The following is a 16,478-nucleotide window of genomic DNA, read 5'->3' on the forward strand; positions in this document are numbered from 1 at the left end:
TGGGGAGAGAAGGATTCGAACCTTCGAAGGCGGAGCCAACAGATTTACAGTCTGCCCCCTTTGACCGCTCGGGAACCTCCCCATGTGTCAAACACATGTAGGAATTTAAATCAGATTAAAAATATAGTCAACCACTTTTTAAAAAATAGTTTGTTTTTTTATTTTTTAAAGCATTTTTTATTATTTAGTACTTAATTTTATTGCTATTGTTCATTAAATAAAATAAAATGTTAATGCAAGTTAACAATTTGACTAAGGAGATTAAGCTTATGAAAATTGCATTTTTTGATACTAAAAAATATGATAAGAAATGGTTTGACCATTTCAAAAGAGAAGAAGATGAAATAGTTTATTTTGAGACAAGGTTAAATTCGAATAACTATTTTCTTGTAAAAGGTTTTGAAGTAGTAGTAGCTTTTGTAAATGATGATATCAATTCAAGAGTTATAAAAGGAATGGTGGATCTTGGTGTTAAACTTTTAGCTATGAGATCTGCTGGATATAATAATGTTGATTTAAAGAGTGCTAATGAAAGTGGATTAAAGGTAGTTAGAGTTCCTAATTACTCTCCATATGCGGTTGCTGAGCATGCTATGGCTTTGCTTTTAGCTACTGTTAGAAAAGTTCATCACAGTTATGTTAGAACAAGAGAATTTAATTTTTCTTTAAATGGATTAGTAGGCTTTGATTTATATAATAAAACAATTGGTGTTGTAGGTACTGGTAAAATAGGTAGAGTTTTTATTGATATTTGTAAAGGTTTTAATATGAATGTAATTGCCTATGATCCATATCCAAATAAAGATGTTGATGTTGAATATGTAGATTTTGAAACTCTTTGTAGAAAAGCTGATATTATTAGTTTTCATTGTCCTTTAACAAAAGATACAAAGCACATGGTAAACAAAAATACGATTGATTTGATGAAGGATGGAGTTGTAATAATAAATACCTCTCGTGGAGCGTTAGTTGACGCTCAAGCTTTATTAAATGGCATTAGAGCAAAGAAAATCGGATCTGCTGCATTAGATGTATATGAAGAAGAAGCTGGTTTGTTCTTTGAAGATCAAAGTGAAAATGTTTTAGATGATGATACTTTGATGTTATTGATTTCAATGCCAAATGTTATTGTGACAAGTCACCAGGCTTTTTTAACTGAAGAAGCTTTGCAAAATATTGCAAAAACAACTATCGATAATATTGTAAGTTATGAAAAAGGTGAAAAATTAGTAAATTTAGTTTAAAAAATATTTTATTAGCCCCTATTAATTGAGGGGCTAATTATGTTATATTCATCAAAGCACATTTTTGTGCGCTTGGACCGGATGTTTTTTCTCGGCGTAGGAGAGCGTTGCTCTTGGCTATTCTATCTAAGTGAGGTATTTTTATGAATGAACTATTATGGGTTATTATGCTCGTAATAAACTTTGGAGCAATTTTAATTGCTTATCGTATTTGGGGTAGATTAGGTTTATATCTATGGGTCCCAATTTCCGTTATTGTCGCTAATATTCAAGTTACAAAGACTGTCAATTTATTTGGCCTAGAAGCTACTTTAGGTAATATTGTTTATGCTTCAGGATTTTTAGTAACAGATATTTTAAGTGAATGTTTTTCAAAAGAAGCTAGTAAAAAAGCTATTGGGATTGGATTCTTTTCTTTAATTTCAATGACTCTTTTAATGCAACTAGCTATTATGTTTAATCCAGCGGCATCTGACTTTGTTCAAGATTCATTAGTTACAGTCTTCTCTGTAATGCCTAGAATCATGATTGCTTCTTTAATCGCATATTTTATAAGCAACCATCATGATATTATTGCCTATGAATTTTGGAAAAGAAAATTCCCTTCAACAAAAATGATTTGGTTAAGGAATAATGCATCAACTTTTGTATCACAACTAATTGACTCTATTATTTTTACTTTAATAGCGTTTTATGGTGTATTTGAAATGAATGTATTATTACAAATTATACTATCAACTTATTTGTTAAAGTGGATTGTAGCTATTCTAGATACACCATTTATTTATATCGCTAAAAAGTGGTTTGATGAAGGTAAAATCAAAGATAGTTTAAACTAATCTTCAAGTGGTAGTAAATCAAGCATGTTATCTATACATTTTTTACTACCACAATAAATAATATTTTCGGTTAGATTTCTATTAATTAATAAATCATCAGTATATGTTAATTCTTTTTTATTTGGATATACAACATTAAGTCCAAGTTTTCTTAAAACGGCATGAGATGATACTATATCCCAAACATAAGCCTTTTGGTTAACACATCCATCAATACTAGAAAAAACTACTGGAGCTAAAATTTGTATAATAGTAGATCCAAAAGTTCTAACTTTTCCATTAAAATTTTTAAAATTAAGAATTCTTTGTAATTTTGAACTCATAGTCAATTGCTTTGGAATATCTTTATTTACAAAAGAATCTATTTTTTCTCCATCAATATATAAGTCTTTTCCAGGATCAAGTCTGACTTCTAAGCTCTCTTTTCCAATTCCAAATCGAGGGGCTACGATCATGGCACCAACAGGAATTCTTTTATTATCTATAATACCTAAAGATATAGCAAAGGAAGGAAATCCTTGGGAGTAAACATCAGTACCATCAATTGGATCAAGGATAAAAGTATATGGTGCACTCTTATCAAAATCAGTTAAATTTTCTTCGCTTATGATATTACAATTTGGGAATAAATCAGTAATTGTATTTATTATTCTATTAGAAATATCTGTATCAGCTTTGGTTAATACTGATCCATCTTTTTTATAGTGGCGGGTTATATTTTTTTGCATTTCTTTAGCATAATTTGCACATTGAAGTATTTCATTGAAAAGTTTGTCTAAATTCTCTTTACATAAAGTGTTTTTATCCATTATTATTCCTTGTTTCTTGTCTTAATTAAATTAAATATGATAAGGTAAATCATCTTATGGAAAATAATAATAATATAACTGACCAAATACAACAATACTTAAAAACTAGTAAAGCCTTTAAAGAATTAAATTCTGGTAATAATAATATTCAGATTACATCATTAGAAGGTTTCGTTCTTGCTCAATTTGTTAGACGAATATATAGAACCCGTAAAAAAAGAGTTTGGGTTATTTGTTCAACTCAAGATAGTGCTAAGAATTTGTTAAAAGATTTTGCTCAGGATGTAGATAAAGAAAATAGAATAAATAATTTAGATAGATATAATAATGAAGTTCCAATCTTATATTTACCCTCTAATGGTAAAAAGATTTATAGTGAATTTGAAAGTGGTAAAAATGAATACTCTCAACTTGAAGCATTAACAAAAATAGATGATTTTAAAGAATCTATTATAATTACTCATTTAAGAGCTTTTGCTAGTGAAGTTGTTAGTCAAAATACTTTAAACTCAACTTCATTTACTATTAGACATAAAGATGTATTTGAACCTACTAATATAGCTGAAATTTTCAGTGAAGCAGGGTATGTAAGAGTTCCAAGTACTTCAATGCCTGGAGAATTTTCCTTAAGAGGGGAAGTTGTTGATATATTTCCATTTTCTTTTGAAGATCCTATAAGAATTTATGCAGATTGGGATGTAGTAGAGAAGATCGCTGTATTTGATGCCTTAACACAGGAAACAATTAAAGTTATTGATAAAGTAAGTATTCCTTTATTAAAAGAAAATGATTTAAATTTGAATTTTTCTAAAATTGATTCATATTTTAGAGCTGATGATTATTTTTGTTTTATTGGTGATGTACGATTAAATACAAGTTATAAGAGTTTGATCTCTGAAGCAAAGAGTTTATATAGAGAAGCTTACCATAGGGATAAGAGCATAAAACCATACAGTCAAATTTTATTTGATTTCCCAAAATTTTTCCAAAGTGCATTTCATAAAATGACTTTAGTAGATATTATCAATAAAGATAATGAAGCTTATAGCTTTGATGTTGAAGGTCCGCGCTCCTACTTTGGTGATTTTACTAGATTAAAAGGTGAATTAACAACTATGTTCCAATCAAATTGGAATGTATATATTTTTACTAGTAATGCAATACAAAAGCAAAGATTACAGCAAATGTTAAAGCAATTTAATAGAATTAAATATATTGATTATGAAATATCTAGAGGCTTTTCTATTCCATCAATAAAATTAATTGCTTTTTGTGAATCTGAAATCTTTGGTAGAAGAAAACAAATAATTAAAACTTTACAGCATACTAAGAGTTCTCCACTTGATTCTTTCGTAGATTTAAATGAAGGCGATTATGTTGTTCATGTAAATTATGGTATTGGGAAATTCATAAAAATTGATAGAGTTAAATCTTTTGATAGAGAAAGAGACTATATCAAAATAGCTTATGCCAATGGGGATAATATATATGTTCCAATTGAACAAGCAAACTTAGTTCAACGATATATAGGATCTTCATCCTCCTCTCCTAAGTTAGATAAAATTGGTTCAAGTGTTTGGGAAAACAAAAAAGCTAAAGCTCGTGTTAATGCTGAAAAGCTTGCTAAATATTTAATTGAATTATATGCAAAAAGAAAAGCAGCTATTGGCTTCCCTTTTGATAGGGATAATGATATGCAGTTGCAATTTGAAGCATTATTCCCTTATCAAGAAACAGTTGATCAATTAAAATGTATTGATGATATAAAAGTAGATATGGAAAGCAATAGTGTTATGGATAGACTTGTTTGTGGTGATGTAGGTTTTGGTAAAACTGAAATTGCCTTTAGAGCTGCTTTCAAAGCAGTTTTAAGTAATAAACAAGTTGCTTTTTTAGCTCCAACCACAATTCTTGCTGAACAGCACTATAATAACTTTGTAGAAAGAGTAAAAGACTTTCCAGTAAATGTTGCCTTATTATCAAGGGTTATACCAAAGAAAGAACAAAAAAAGATTTTACTTTCTTTAATTGATGGAAAAGTTGATGTTTTATTTGGAACTCATAGGATTTTGCAAAAAGATATAATCTATAAAGACCTTGGCTTGTTAGTTATAGATGAAGAACAACGTTTTGGAGTAAAAGATAAAGAGAAAATTAAAAATATTAGAACTAGTATTGATAGTTTGGCCTTATCCGCTACACCAATTCCTAGAACTTTATATATGTCTTTATTAAAAATTAGAGATATGTCTTTATTAGCCACGCCTCCAATAGCAAGGCATCCTATTGAAACTAAAATTGTTGAATATGATATTAAACTTGTTATTGAAGCAATAAAAAAAGAAATAGCTAGAGGTGGGCAAATATTCTATTTACATAATAGGATTGAATCTCTTGATGCTGTTGTAAGTATGTTAAGTGAATTGCTTCCTGATGTAATTATTGAATCTGCACATGGACAGATGGAACCAAAAGCTTTAGAAGATACCATGAGAAGATTTGTTCATGAGGGTATACAAGTTTTAGTTTCTACTACAATTATTGAAAATGGTATTGATATTCCAAATGTTAATACAATTATTATCGATAGAGCAGATATGTATGGAATTGCACAACTTTATCAATTAAGAGGTAGGGTTGGTAGATCCAATAATAAAGCTTATGCTTATCTTTTATATCCTGCAGATAAAGCATTAAGTGAAATTGCAGTAAAGAGACTTAAAACGATTGGTGAAAATACTGGCTTAGGAGCTGGATTTAAAGTCTCAATGAGAGATATGGAAATCCGTGGAGCAGGAAATTTACTTGGTAAAGAGCAAAGTGGTCAGTTAGCTTCAGTTGGACTAGATATGTATATAAGAATTCTCGATGAAGCAATTAATGAATTGAGAACGAATGATAAAGATGAATTAGAACAAGAAGTCTTCTTAGAGTTAGATTATACAGGCTTTATTCCAGATGATTATATTAAAGAGCCTTCAATTAAGTTTGAAATTTATAAGAAAATTGCTACTGTAAAAACTGAAGCAGAATTAGATATGTTAAATAGTGAATTAACCGATAGGTTTGGTGAAATGCCTGAAGAGGTAAGTAATTTAATACATATTGCTGAACTAAAAATTGTATGTAGAAAATTAAAGATAATTCATTTAACAGAAAGAAAGGGAAATGTATTAGCTAAATTCAGAGCTATTAAATATATCAATGGTGAAAAATTATTGAGATTATTACCTTATAGCAATGGGGCTGTCAGCTATGATACAAAACGTCCAGAATATATTAAATTAAAAACAGAAGCAATTTCATTAAAAGATAAGAGTTTATTTATTTTAGAAATGCTTCAAAGATTATTATAGAGGGAAAAATGAGAGAAAAAGCACAATCTATATATGATGAATATCCTGAACTAGCTATTGTTGAAAAGAAGGATTTGGATCAAACAAACAGGGAAGTTCATTCTTTTATTCTAAGAACTAATAAATTATATACATTTCAACTTGAAGCTGTTAGAAAGTATTATGAGCATTATGCAATTAGATATGAAAATAAAAACTTAGATTATAAAGCTGTATTTAATAATGATAAACCAGTTATAATTGAAATTGGTTTTGGAACTGGGGAGTCCACACAAAGGATTGCTAGAGATAGAGATAATTATAACTATATTGCAATAGAAGTTTTTTTGAATGGTTTCACTAAACTTTTATCAGTTGTAGGTGATGAACAAATTGAAAATGTTCGATTAATGAGATTTGATGCGGTAGCCGTATTAAATGATATGATTGAGGATGAATCTATTGCGGGGTTCCATATTTTCTTTCCTGATCCTTGGCAAAAGAAAAAACATAATAAAAGAAGATTAATTCAATTACCTTTTACAAATCTTTTATCAAAGAAATTAGTTAAAGGTGGATATATTTATTGTGTTACAGACTGGCAAGATTATGCAGATCAAATGTTAGATGTATTAACTAATACTGATAATATGAAAAACAGTTATGAGGGATTTGCTGATAGTCGAGATTGGAGACCTACAACTAAATATGAAAGAAGAGGTGTAAAACTAGATTATAAAATTAATGAAGTTTGGTTTGAGAAACAATAAAAATTAGATAAAAAAAGCTTTCAATTTGATATGGTAACTGTTCATTTTGAAAGCTTTTAATTATTAATTAATTTAATTTACAACAAGGACCATCTTCAGGCATTTTTGCTCCAGAAAGATAATCTTCATGTTTTAAATACCAAGAATTTGCGTATGAACACATAGGAACAACTTTCATATTCTTTTCCTTGAAGTAGTCAGCTGCAAATTGCATTATTTTTGAAGCAACTCCTTGTCCTCTTAATTGAGGATCTACAAATACTTTTTCAAAAACTACTAAGTTGTCTGGTGTATAATCTAATAGAATATAAGCTAATTCTTGATTATCCTTTGTATAATAAATTTTATTTTTTTCGATTGTAAAATCCATAAAATGTCTCCTATTTTCTTTGAAAATAAAGCTTTTTCCTAAATTTAACAAGATGTACAAATTTAATCTTTAATAATTAATAATAAAAAAGGACTATCAAAATTAATGATAGTCCAATTTTGGGTCTCCGAAAAATTTTTATTCTTCTTCTTTTGAAGCTGCTATTACATTATCAGCATTTCTTCCAGTTAATGTTTCGTAATGAGAGAATTCTACCTCATAACTACCAGTTCCAGATGTCATACTCTTTAAATCAATAGCATAATTTAACATTTCGCTTTGGGGAACTTGTGCATCAACTTCTTGTAATTGTCCAAATTCTTTTTGACCAGTAACACGTCCTCTTTTACTTGATAAATCAGAAAGGATATCTCCAAGATATTGATTATCTACAAATACTTTTACATTCATAAATGGTTCAAGTAAAGATACATTAGCTTTTTCTAAAGCTAAATCTAATGCTCCTTTTGCGGCTAATTTAAAAGCCATTTCTGAGGAGTCAACAGGGTGCTCTTTACCATCGACTAGATTGATTCTTATATCTACAAGAGGATATTTAGCTAAGAAACCTTCGCTCATTTTCTCATGTAAACCTTTTTCGATTCCTGGAATATATCCTTTAGATACAGAACCACCTTTAATTGAATTAACAAATTCATATTCTAAACCACGTTCTAGAGGTTCTATTTCAATCAATACTTTACCATATTGTCCATGTCCACCACTTTGTTTTTTGTGAGCATATTCAACAATTCCACTCTTTTTATTTATTGTTTCTCTATATGCTATTTTTGGTAATTTTGTATGAATTGCAATTTTCTGTTTTTCAGAAATTTTATCTAAAATCATTTGAAGATGAACATCACCCATTCCCATAATTACAGATTCTTTTGTTTCTTCATTAAATTTTGTTTGGAAGGTTAAATCTTCTTCGCAAATTTTATGAAGAGATTCATTCAATTTATCAGCACTCTTTTTATCATCAGTTGAGATTGCAAGTGAATAAATTGGATGAGGAAGAGCTAATGGTTTGAAAGTGAATTTTTGTTCATTTAGATTCTGCAATAAAGTACAGTTTGTTGAAGAGATATTGCTTTTTGCAATAATTCCAATATCTCCAGCAATGAGTTTATCTGTTTCTATTAGTTTTTTACCAACAGCTCGATAAACTTTACCAATCTTTTCTTTTTTCTTTAGTTCAGGATTATACATTTCCATATCTGTGGTTAATGTTCCAGATGCAACTTTTAAGAAACTTAATTTTCCACTAAATTGGTCAATTGTTGTCTTAAATACATATGCACTAGCATAACCATCTTCTGTAATTTTCATATCCTGTTGTTGTCCATCTTCATCATTGATCCATTCAATTTGATCAATAGGGGATGGGAAATTGTGTGCAATGAAGTTTAATAGAGAAATAATTCCGCTACCTTTCATCGTTGCTCCACAGAATACTGGTACAACTCTATTATCAGCTAAACCTTCTCTTAATCCACGTCTAATATCTTCAGGTCCTAATGTACCTTCGTCAAAATATTTTTCGATTAAGTCATCAGCACCTTCTGCTGCATATTCAATTAATTGTTCTCTATACGTCTCTTCATATTCTTTATATTCTTGAGGTATTTCTCCAACTGTTTCTAATTCGTTTTCTTTGAAGAAATAGGCTTTATCTTCAATTAAATTTATGATGCCTTTAAAATTCTCACCATTACCCATTGGTATAAAGGTTGGAACAAAAGTAGCATCGAAATGTTCTCTTAAATCATTAATGACATTTGTATAGCTTGCTCTATCTCTGTCCATTTTATTAATGAAGACAGCACGAGGTTTATTTCTATTATCTAAACGACGCCAAAGCTTAATAGTTTCAATTTGGGCTCCATCTCTAGCATCTACAACCATAAGAGAGGCTTCAGTTGCTCTAAAGCCACAAATTGCTTCACCGATAAATCCTGAATAACCAGGAGTATCAAGGATATTGAGGCATTTTCCATCCCAATCTAGATTTGCAAGACTGGTGTGAATGGAAATTTGTTTCTTAATTTCTTCTTCGGTAAAATCGCTAGTGGTTTTTCCACTTTCAACAGTTTCAACCTTAGAAATAACCTTCCCATAATAGAGTAGTTGCTCCATTAAAGAGGTTTTTCCGGTACCATTGTGGCCCACAATTGCGACGTTCCTTAAATCAGTACTGGTAACGCTCATAATTCCTCCTTATCGCTTTTAAAAAGCTATTTGCGTATTTCTTATATGTTAAGCCCGCAAAATCTATATGTCAAACTTTTTATTATTTTATTAGAAAAACGTATTGACATTTTAGAAGAAATTTGTCTAGAAAAAAAATTAATTATTTTACTTGCATGAAGTTAAAAAAAATACCTACTTATTGTTAGGTAGGTATTAAATTTTTTTATCAATATTTTTATTTCTGTTTATTTTTTAAAAAATCATCAATTGAATTGTTAATTGCATTTTTTAATTCAAAAGAAAATAAGTTCTCATTATTAAATTCTGATTTAAAAGTGTATTCGTTTTCAAAGAAAAATACCCAAGGGGGAGTCTCTAAAATTGAAGCAATTTTTTCAATATTTGAAAAGGAAGGAGCTTTCCTTCCATTTTCAATTTCTGTAATAAAAGAGGGTGAAAGGCCAATTTTTTCAGCTAGTTCAGCTTGAGTTAAATTTTTATCCTTTCTTTTATTTTTTAAATTTTTAGCAAAGATTTTTTTTAAATCATCTTTTTTATTTTTCATAAAAACCTCAATTATTTTAATACAAGAAAAAGTTTATTTTCCATCTTTTGGAGAATAGTGATCAAACTCCATTGAGAAATTTCCTCTGCCTTGTGTTGCTGATCTTAGAGCTGTAGAATAACCAAACATTTTTGATAATGGGGATTCTGCGCTGATATGGTCAGCATTAGTTTTTGAATCAATTTTATTTACAATTCCACCACGGCTAGTTAAGTTTCCAATTACTTCACCGATATATTGATTTGGTACAACAATTTCGACTTTCATAATTGGTTCCATAATTACAGGGTTTGCACTTTGACATACTTTGTCAAAACACATAGCTGAACAAGCTTCAAAAGCAAATTCACTAGCAGTTAATTCATTATATTGAATATCTGTAACAGTTACTGATAAATCACATACTTCGTAACCATATTTGATTCCACTTAAGAATGAATTAGTAATTCCTCTTTCAATTGCATCAAGATATTTTTTATCAATTCCTCTAGTATTTGCTGTTATTTCAAATTTATTACCACTTCTAATTGGTAAAGGTTTTACTTCAATAGAAATGCCAGCAAAGTTCTCTTTATTTGCAATAACTTTATTAAATTCTTCACTACCTTTAGCTTCAGTAGTTATGCTTTCTCTATATGAAACTTGAGGATTACCAACATGGGCTGCAATTTTCATTTCATCTTTTAATCTAGTTACTAAAACATCTAAGTGTAATTCACCCATACCACTAATTACTAATTGTCCAGTATCGCTATCATCTTTATATGTGAAAGTTGGATCTTCCATTGAAAGTTGTTCTAAAGCTTTTTTTAGTTTATCACTATCATCTTGAGAGTTTGGTTCAATTGCAATAGATATAACAGGGGTAGGGAATACCATTTTTTCAAGTAGAATTTTTTCTCCTTCGCTTGATATTGTATCTCCAGTTTGAACATCTTTGAATCCAACAATTACACCGATATCGCCTGCAGTTAATTCATTTAAGTCTTCTCTTCTATCTGCATGCATTCTTAAAATTCTTCCAATTCTAACTCTTTTTGATTTTGTAACATTATAAATATTAGAACCTTTTTTCAAAGATCCTCTATAAACTCTTACATAAGAGAGAATTCCAGCTTCTTTATCCATTTGAATTTTAAAGATAAGTGCTAAAGGTTGAGCATTTTCATCATGAAGAATTTGTACTTCATTTTCTTTTTTTGTATTAATACCATAAACTGTAGTAATATCAGCAGGATTTGGTAAATAATCAATAACCCCATCTAGTACTGGTTGTACTCCAATATTTTTTAAGGATGATCCTACAAATACTGGTAGTAATTCTCTTTTTAAACAGCCTTTTCTAATAGCCGCTTTGATTTTTTCTTCAGCAATTGGTTCTTCATTAAAAAATTGATCCATAATTTCTTCATCAAAGGATGAAGCTTTATCGATTAAATTTTCTCTCCATTCATTTACTAAATCTTCCATATCTGCTGGGATTTCATTTTCTATTATTGTTTCACCTAAATCATTTTGATCAAAAGTTAAATATTTTAAGCTTATTAAATCAATGATACCTGAAAAGTTACTTTCGCTTCCAACAGGAATAAAGAGAGGTACTGGATTAGCTTTTAATTTCTTTTGCATTTCTTCAATTGCATTGTAGAAATCAGCACCTAATCTATCCATTTTATTAACAAAAGCAATTCTTGGTACTTTATAAGTATCTGCTTGTCTCCAAACTGTTTCTGTTTGAGGTTCAACACCTCCAACTGCACAGAAAACTCCAACTGCACCATCGAGAACTCTAAGAGATCTTTCTACTTCAGCTGTAAAGTCTACGTGGCCAGGAGTATCAATAATATTAATTTGGTGATCTTTCCAAAAACAAGTAGTTGCAGCACTTACAATGGTTATACCTCTGTTTTGTTCTTGTTCCATCCAGTCCATTGTAGCATTACCGTTATCTACTTCACCAATTTTATGATTTACGCCACTATAATATAATATTCTTTCTGTTGTAGTTGTTTTACCGGCATCAATGTGAGCCATAATACCGATGTTTCTTGTTTTATCTGCTATCATATGTTTTTAAACGTGTTCGTTTTACTCCTAAATAATTTTCTTTTTCTAAAAAGATTAAACCTAAGGTAGGTTATCAAAAAAAATATTATTTTTCAATGTAATAATAAATTATATAACAAAGGTAATAAAAAATAGAGAAAAATACAAATTGGTAATTGTTTAAAAAAAGAGCTTGATAAATGTTTCTATCAAGCCCTTTTGAATCTTATTTATAATTTTATGTCCATTGAGATTTTAGATTATTAATTTCTTCAATTGCTTCTATTTCACTTTGAGTATGATAAGGCCAAACATTAAATTTAGCTATAGCATAATTTAATAGCATAACAGCTTCTTGTCTGTCACTCATTTTATTCAATGCTACTGAAGAATAATAGGGGGTATTATTACCTTTTTCATAACCTTCGTAATATGCAAATTTGTCATAAGAAGTTGATGCTTTATCCCAGCTTGAAAACATTGCTTTAAATTCTTTAGATCTTTTATTTTTATCCCAGTTTCTTTTGTATAGAGCTTCTGCTAAAGCTTTATAGTGATTTGGATATACTACATTATCTGGGATTGTATCAATGGCTTTCCTGAAATATGAAATTCCAAAATTATTATTACCAAAAGAGATAAAACCTCCAGGGACTGAAGTATATAGGGAACCAAGTACATACCAAGTTTCACTTGATTTTAAATTGTCAAAATCATTTACAATTATTTTTAAATCACCTCGCATATCACTAGCGGCAGCAAGAGATTTTAAAATACCAGTTGTTTGTCCAATTCGTCCAATATTGCTTGCTTTCCAAAGATATGCTAAAGAATTGTTATGCAATTCAATTGATTTTAATGCATAATCAAGACCTTCGTTGTAAATTTTTAATTTTTCATTATTTGATTCAGCTTTATCTCCTAAATTAACTTGAACCCTTGATAATCTCCAATATACCTCTGATTTTTCCTCATCTGTTTTAGCTAAATTTAGTTTTTCTTGTAAAATTGAAGTTGTTTGATCCATATCATCTTTTAGATATAAATCATCAGCTTTAGAAAAATCTATAGCACTAAATAGATTAACATTAATGAAAAGTAATGTTAAAAAAATAATTAAAATTTTTTTCATTCTTCCCCCCTTTAAAAATATCATAAGGTGGAATTTTTGATTTATCAAGAAAATTTACATTATACGCTTTATTTTAGACAATTTACCCTTTAATGGAGGGTTTCTTAGTTTAATATCTATTATGTTGCTTTTCTTAGTTATTGATTTATAGTGAGTAAATGTATCATAACCATGTTTTCCATGATAACAGCCCATTCCACTTTCTCCAACTCCACCAAAAGGTAAGTTTGAATTTGCTAGATGAATATTACAATCATTTATACAACCGCCACCAAAACTTATGTTTGAACTAAAATATTCCATTTGTCTTTTGTTTTTTGTAAATAAATAAGCAGCTAAAGGTTTTGGTTTATCTTTTATGAAATTAACAGCTTCATCAAAATCTTTAACTTTTATTATAGGAAGTATAGGCCCAAAAATCTCCTCTTTCATTAATGGACTTTCTAAATCAACATTAATTAAAATTGTTGGTGAAATCTTTTTTGTTGTTGGGTCTAAGTATCCGCCATAGGAGAGTGTTCCATCATCTATTAAATGAATTAATCTTTTAAAATGTTTTTCATTAATTATTTTACCATATTCATCATTATATATTGGATTATCACCATACATGTTTATAATTTCTTCTTTTAGTGAAACTAATAACTTTTTATATACTTTTTCATTACAAAGTACATAATCAGGAGCTACACAAGTTTGTCCAACATTTAAGAATTTTCCCCAAGCCAATCTGGATGCTGTTATTTTTAAATTTGCACTTGAATCTATATAAACAGGGCTTTTACCCCCTAATTCAAGAGCGACAGGAGTCAAGAATTTAGCAGCTTTTTCCATTACAATTTTTCCAACTGTAACACTACCTGTAAAGAAAATGAAATCAAATTTATATTTTAATAGTTCTTGATTCATCTCTGAACCACCTAGGAATACTTCAATATAATCTTTACTAAATATTGAATTAAGCATTTTTTTTAAGACAATTGAGGTGTTTTCACTATATCTTGAAGGTTTTATTATAGCTGAGTTACCAGCAGCTATTGCTGCAACTAAAGGCACTAAAGTTAATTGTAAAGGATAGTTCCAAGGGCTCATTATTAATACAACACCTAATGGTTCGTTTGTTATATAACTTGATGAGGGAAAATGAATTGTTGGAGTTTTTACTTTTTGAGTTTTCATTAATTTTTTTAAATTTTTTATAAAGTAATTTACTTCATGTTTTACAATAGATAATTCACTCATATATGCTTCTTCACTAGATTTCCCTAAATCTTGCTTTAGTGCATTTAATAGAGGCTTTTCCCAAGTATATAGGGCTGAACTTAATTTTTTTAATTGATTAATTCTATATGTATATGAAAGAGTATTATTTTTGCTAAAATAGTCTCTGAGATTATTAATTGTTGCTTCGATATTATTCATAGATAAATCCTTAAAAAAAATAAACTCCAAGATTAAATTATTCTTGAGAGTTTATTAACTTTGATTAATATTTTTATAATGTTAACTCTTGTTCTAAGAGTTTTTCATAAGCATAAATATCTTCGTTATATTGATATAGTGTTTTTATATTTTGTAATCCAAGATATCTTGCTGTAATTCTACAATCGTATGTAGTTTTTAATTCTTTATTAAAATGATTTAACATATTCCAAGATCTACCGTCTAAAGGTTGGTTGCTAGTAGTAACCATGGTCATTGAAATATGATAATCTTTATCATATAAGGCTTTTTCAAATAAAGCATTTTGGCTCATCTTAGGATGCTTTGGATGGAAAGTTTCTTTAGGGTAATTAACAAAATCTTTAATTACTTGATCAGGAATTGTATAATTAGCTGGTAAGAAATATGTTGCAAGTAAAATTATGTGCTTTTCACTTTGGCAATGGAGTAAAGTAGTAAAGAATTTTTGTGGGCAGACGAATCTTAGTTTATCTAATGGATAATCAGAAACAGTATCGATACAATTTGTTACAAACCAGTTTGATAGAAATACATCATAGTCTACACGTGGTTTTTCTTTATGCTTTTCAAACATTTCTTCTTCAATCATCTGATATAATTGAGTTGTTGTCATAAGTATCTCCTATACAATAATATATTAATAATATAACAAGTATGTTTAAGTTTCAATAATAAAGAATATAATTGTTCATAATTAATGATTTTTGAATCTTGAATTATTATTTACTATATAGAAGTTAACCAAATATCTTTTAAATGTGTCATTTTGTGGGGATTTAGTTACTAAAAAATAGTGTAATATGTTTGTAAAAGATAATGGTAACTTAATAAAAGATTTGTGTAGATTGTGGCAAAAGATAAATTATTTTATAGTTTTAAAAATTCCGGCACTTTTATCTTTGTAAACATTGTCTGCATCAAAAACTTTACCATTCATACAAATATATACTCCTGGAGGAAGTAGTTGAACTGCAATTTGAGCACAACCTAAATTATATATAGCATCACTATCTTTTAAAGAATAGGGAATCATTGCGCCAGTAAATACTATTGTATGATTATCCTCTTTATCTTTATTATTTTTAGCAAGTTCAGCAGTTTTAGTCATGGTATCTGTACCATGAACTACAATAACTTTTTCTTCAGGACTGTTAAACATTCTATTAACAATTTCTAGTCTTTCTTCATTGTTCATATATAAGGAATCAATTGCTAAAGGACATTCTAAAGTTATGCTACTTGTGCATCTTGAGTCTTTTAATATTTTTGGTAGCTGAGAATCAAAAAAGGTTAATTGACCATCTAATGGATTATATTGTTTATCGAAAGTTCCACCTGTTGTGATAATTCTTATATCTGAAGCCATATTTACCTCCGAAGATATAATAACAGATGTAATTGGAAAGTAAAGAAAAAAAAAGCCAGTTTATTTCTAAACTGACTACATCTCCTACGAGAGTCGAACTCGTGTTGCCGGGATGAAAACCCGGTGTCCTAACCACTAGACGAAGGAGACATTTTATTTGAGCTGCAAAGGATTTGAACCTTTGACCCACGCCTTAAAAGGGCGTTGCTCTACCAACTGAGCTAGCAGCCCAAGCAACGATTAGGAATATATCAAAAGGATAACATTGAGTCAACTACTTAAGGGAAAAAAAATAACAATTATTTTATTATTAGTATATTAAAAGATTCTTTGAAAAAAAATGAA

Annotated in this window: 13 protein-coding genes and 3 tRNA genes; 4 read left to right on the forward strand and 12 right to left on the reverse strand. The window is 29.0% G+C overall.

All coding sequences use genetic code 11. The features are described from left to right. Positions 1–82: transfer RNA gene (locus ACZ5RS_RS08775), tRNA-Tyr, on the reverse strand. A 187-nt stretch (positions 83–269) separates the two neighbouring features. On the opposite strand from ACZ5RS_RS08775, the gene ACZ5RS_RS08780 reads away from it, so the two are divergent. Together ACZ5RS_RS08780 and ACZ5RS_RS08785 are read left to right on the forward strand one after the other, a co-directional pair. After that, on the forward strand, positions 270–1,244 hold the full coding sequence (locus ACZ5RS_RS08780; protein WP_464634532.1) for a 2-hydroxyacid dehydrogenase: 975 nt from the start codon (positions 270–272) through the stop codon (positions 1,242–1,244). Positions 1,245–1,387: 143 nt separating this feature from the next. After that, positions 1,388–2,083, forward strand: coding sequence for a queuosine precursor transporter (locus ACZ5RS_RS08785; protein WP_464634534.1), 696 nt, complete (start codon positions 1,388–1,390; stop codon positions 2,081–2,083). Here the strand turns inward: ACZ5RS_RS08785 and ACZ5RS_RS08790 are convergent. Next, complete coding sequence (locus ACZ5RS_RS08790) at positions 2,080–2,892, reverse strand: inositol monophosphatase family protein (protein WP_464634536.1); 813 nt, start codon at positions 2,890–2,892, stop codon at positions 2,080–2,082. The two genes, ACZ5RS_RS08785 and ACZ5RS_RS08790, sit on opposite strands and share 4 nt — an antisense overlap. Positions 2,893–2,948: 56 nt before the next feature. On the opposite strand from ACZ5RS_RS08790, the gene mfd reads away from it, so the two are divergent. After that, positions 2,949–6,248 (forward strand): transcription-repair coupling factor, encoded by a 3,300-nt coding sequence (mfd, locus tag ACZ5RS_RS08795; protein ID WP_464634538.1) that lies wholly within the window; start codon positions 2,949–2,951, stop codon positions 6,246–6,248. An 8-nt stretch (positions 6,249–6,256) separates the two neighbouring features. Continuing rightward, positions 6,257–6,997: a tRNA (guanosine(46)-N7)-methyltransferase TrmB gene (trmB, locus tag ACZ5RS_RS08800; RefSeq protein WP_464634540.1), complete on the forward strand. Its 741-nt coding sequence runs from the start codon at positions 6,257–6,259 to the stop codon at positions 6,995–6,997. Positions 6,998–7,064: 67 nt separating this feature from the next. On the opposite strand, the gene ACZ5RS_RS08805 is transcribed toward trmB, so the two are convergent. The 10 genes from ACZ5RS_RS08805 to ACZ5RS_RS08850 all read right to left on the reverse strand — a co-directional run bounded on the left by ACZ5RS_RS08805 (position 7,065) and on the right by ACZ5RS_RS08850 (position 16,364). Continuing rightward, positions 7,065–7,367: a GNAT family N-acetyltransferase gene (locus ACZ5RS_RS08805; RefSeq protein WP_464634542.1), complete on the reverse strand. Its 303-nt coding sequence runs from the start codon at positions 7,365–7,367 to the stop codon at positions 7,065–7,067. 138 nt (positions 7,368–7,505) lie between these two features. Continuing rightward, positions 7,506–9,578, reverse strand: a complete 2,073-nt coding sequence (gene fusA, locus ACZ5RS_RS08810; protein ID WP_464634544.1) for an elongation factor G — start codon at positions 9,576–9,578, stop codon at positions 7,506–7,508. Positions 9,579–9,795: 217 nt separating this feature from the next. After that, on the reverse strand, positions 9,796–10,125 hold the full coding sequence (locus ACZ5RS_RS08815; RefSeq protein ID WP_464634546.1) for a helix-turn-helix domain-containing protein: 330 nt from the start codon (positions 10,123–10,125) through the stop codon (positions 9,796–9,798). A gap of 33 nt (positions 10,126–10,158) precedes the next feature. Then, positions 10,159–12,192 carry an elongation factor G gene (fusA, locus tag ACZ5RS_RS08820; protein WP_464634548.1) on the reverse strand — a complete coding sequence of 678 codons (2,034 nt, stop codon included), beginning with the start codon at positions 12,190–12,192 and terminating at the stop codon, positions 10,159–10,161. Between the two features lie 217 nt (positions 12,193–12,409). Beyond that, the gene (locus ACZ5RS_RS08825; RefSeq protein WP_464634550.1) at positions 12,410–13,303 is read right to left on the reverse strand and encodes a hypothetical protein; all 894 of its coding nucleotides are present in this window, start codon (positions 13,301–13,303) and stop codon (positions 12,410–12,412) included. Positions 13,304–13,357: 54 nt separating this feature from the next. Then, on the reverse strand, positions 13,358–14,725 hold the full coding sequence (locus ACZ5RS_RS08830) for an aldehyde dehydrogenase (RefSeq protein ID WP_464634552.1): 1,368 nt from the start codon (positions 14,723–14,725) through the stop codon (positions 13,358–13,360). Between the two features lie 73 nt (positions 14,726–14,798). Next, entirely contained in the window at positions 14,799–15,380 is a 582-nt protein-coding gene (locus tag ACZ5RS_RS08835; protein WP_464634554.1) for a hypothetical protein, read from the reverse strand. A gap of 249 nt (positions 15,381–15,629) precedes the next feature. Further along, positions 15,630–16,133, reverse strand: coding sequence for an asparaginase domain-containing protein (locus tag ACZ5RS_RS08840; protein WP_464634556.1), 504 nt, complete (start codon positions 16,131–16,133; stop codon positions 15,630–15,632). Between the two features lie 78 nt (positions 16,134–16,211). Next, positions 16,212–16,283, reverse strand: a tRNA-Glu gene (locus ACZ5RS_RS08845). A gap of 8 nt (positions 16,284–16,291) precedes the next feature. After that, positions 16,292–16,364: transfer RNA gene (locus tag ACZ5RS_RS08850), tRNA-Lys, on the reverse strand. Positions 16,365–16,478 lie beyond the last annotated feature (114 nt).

The sequence above is a fragment of the Pleomorphochaeta caudata genome (assembly GCF_055395745.1).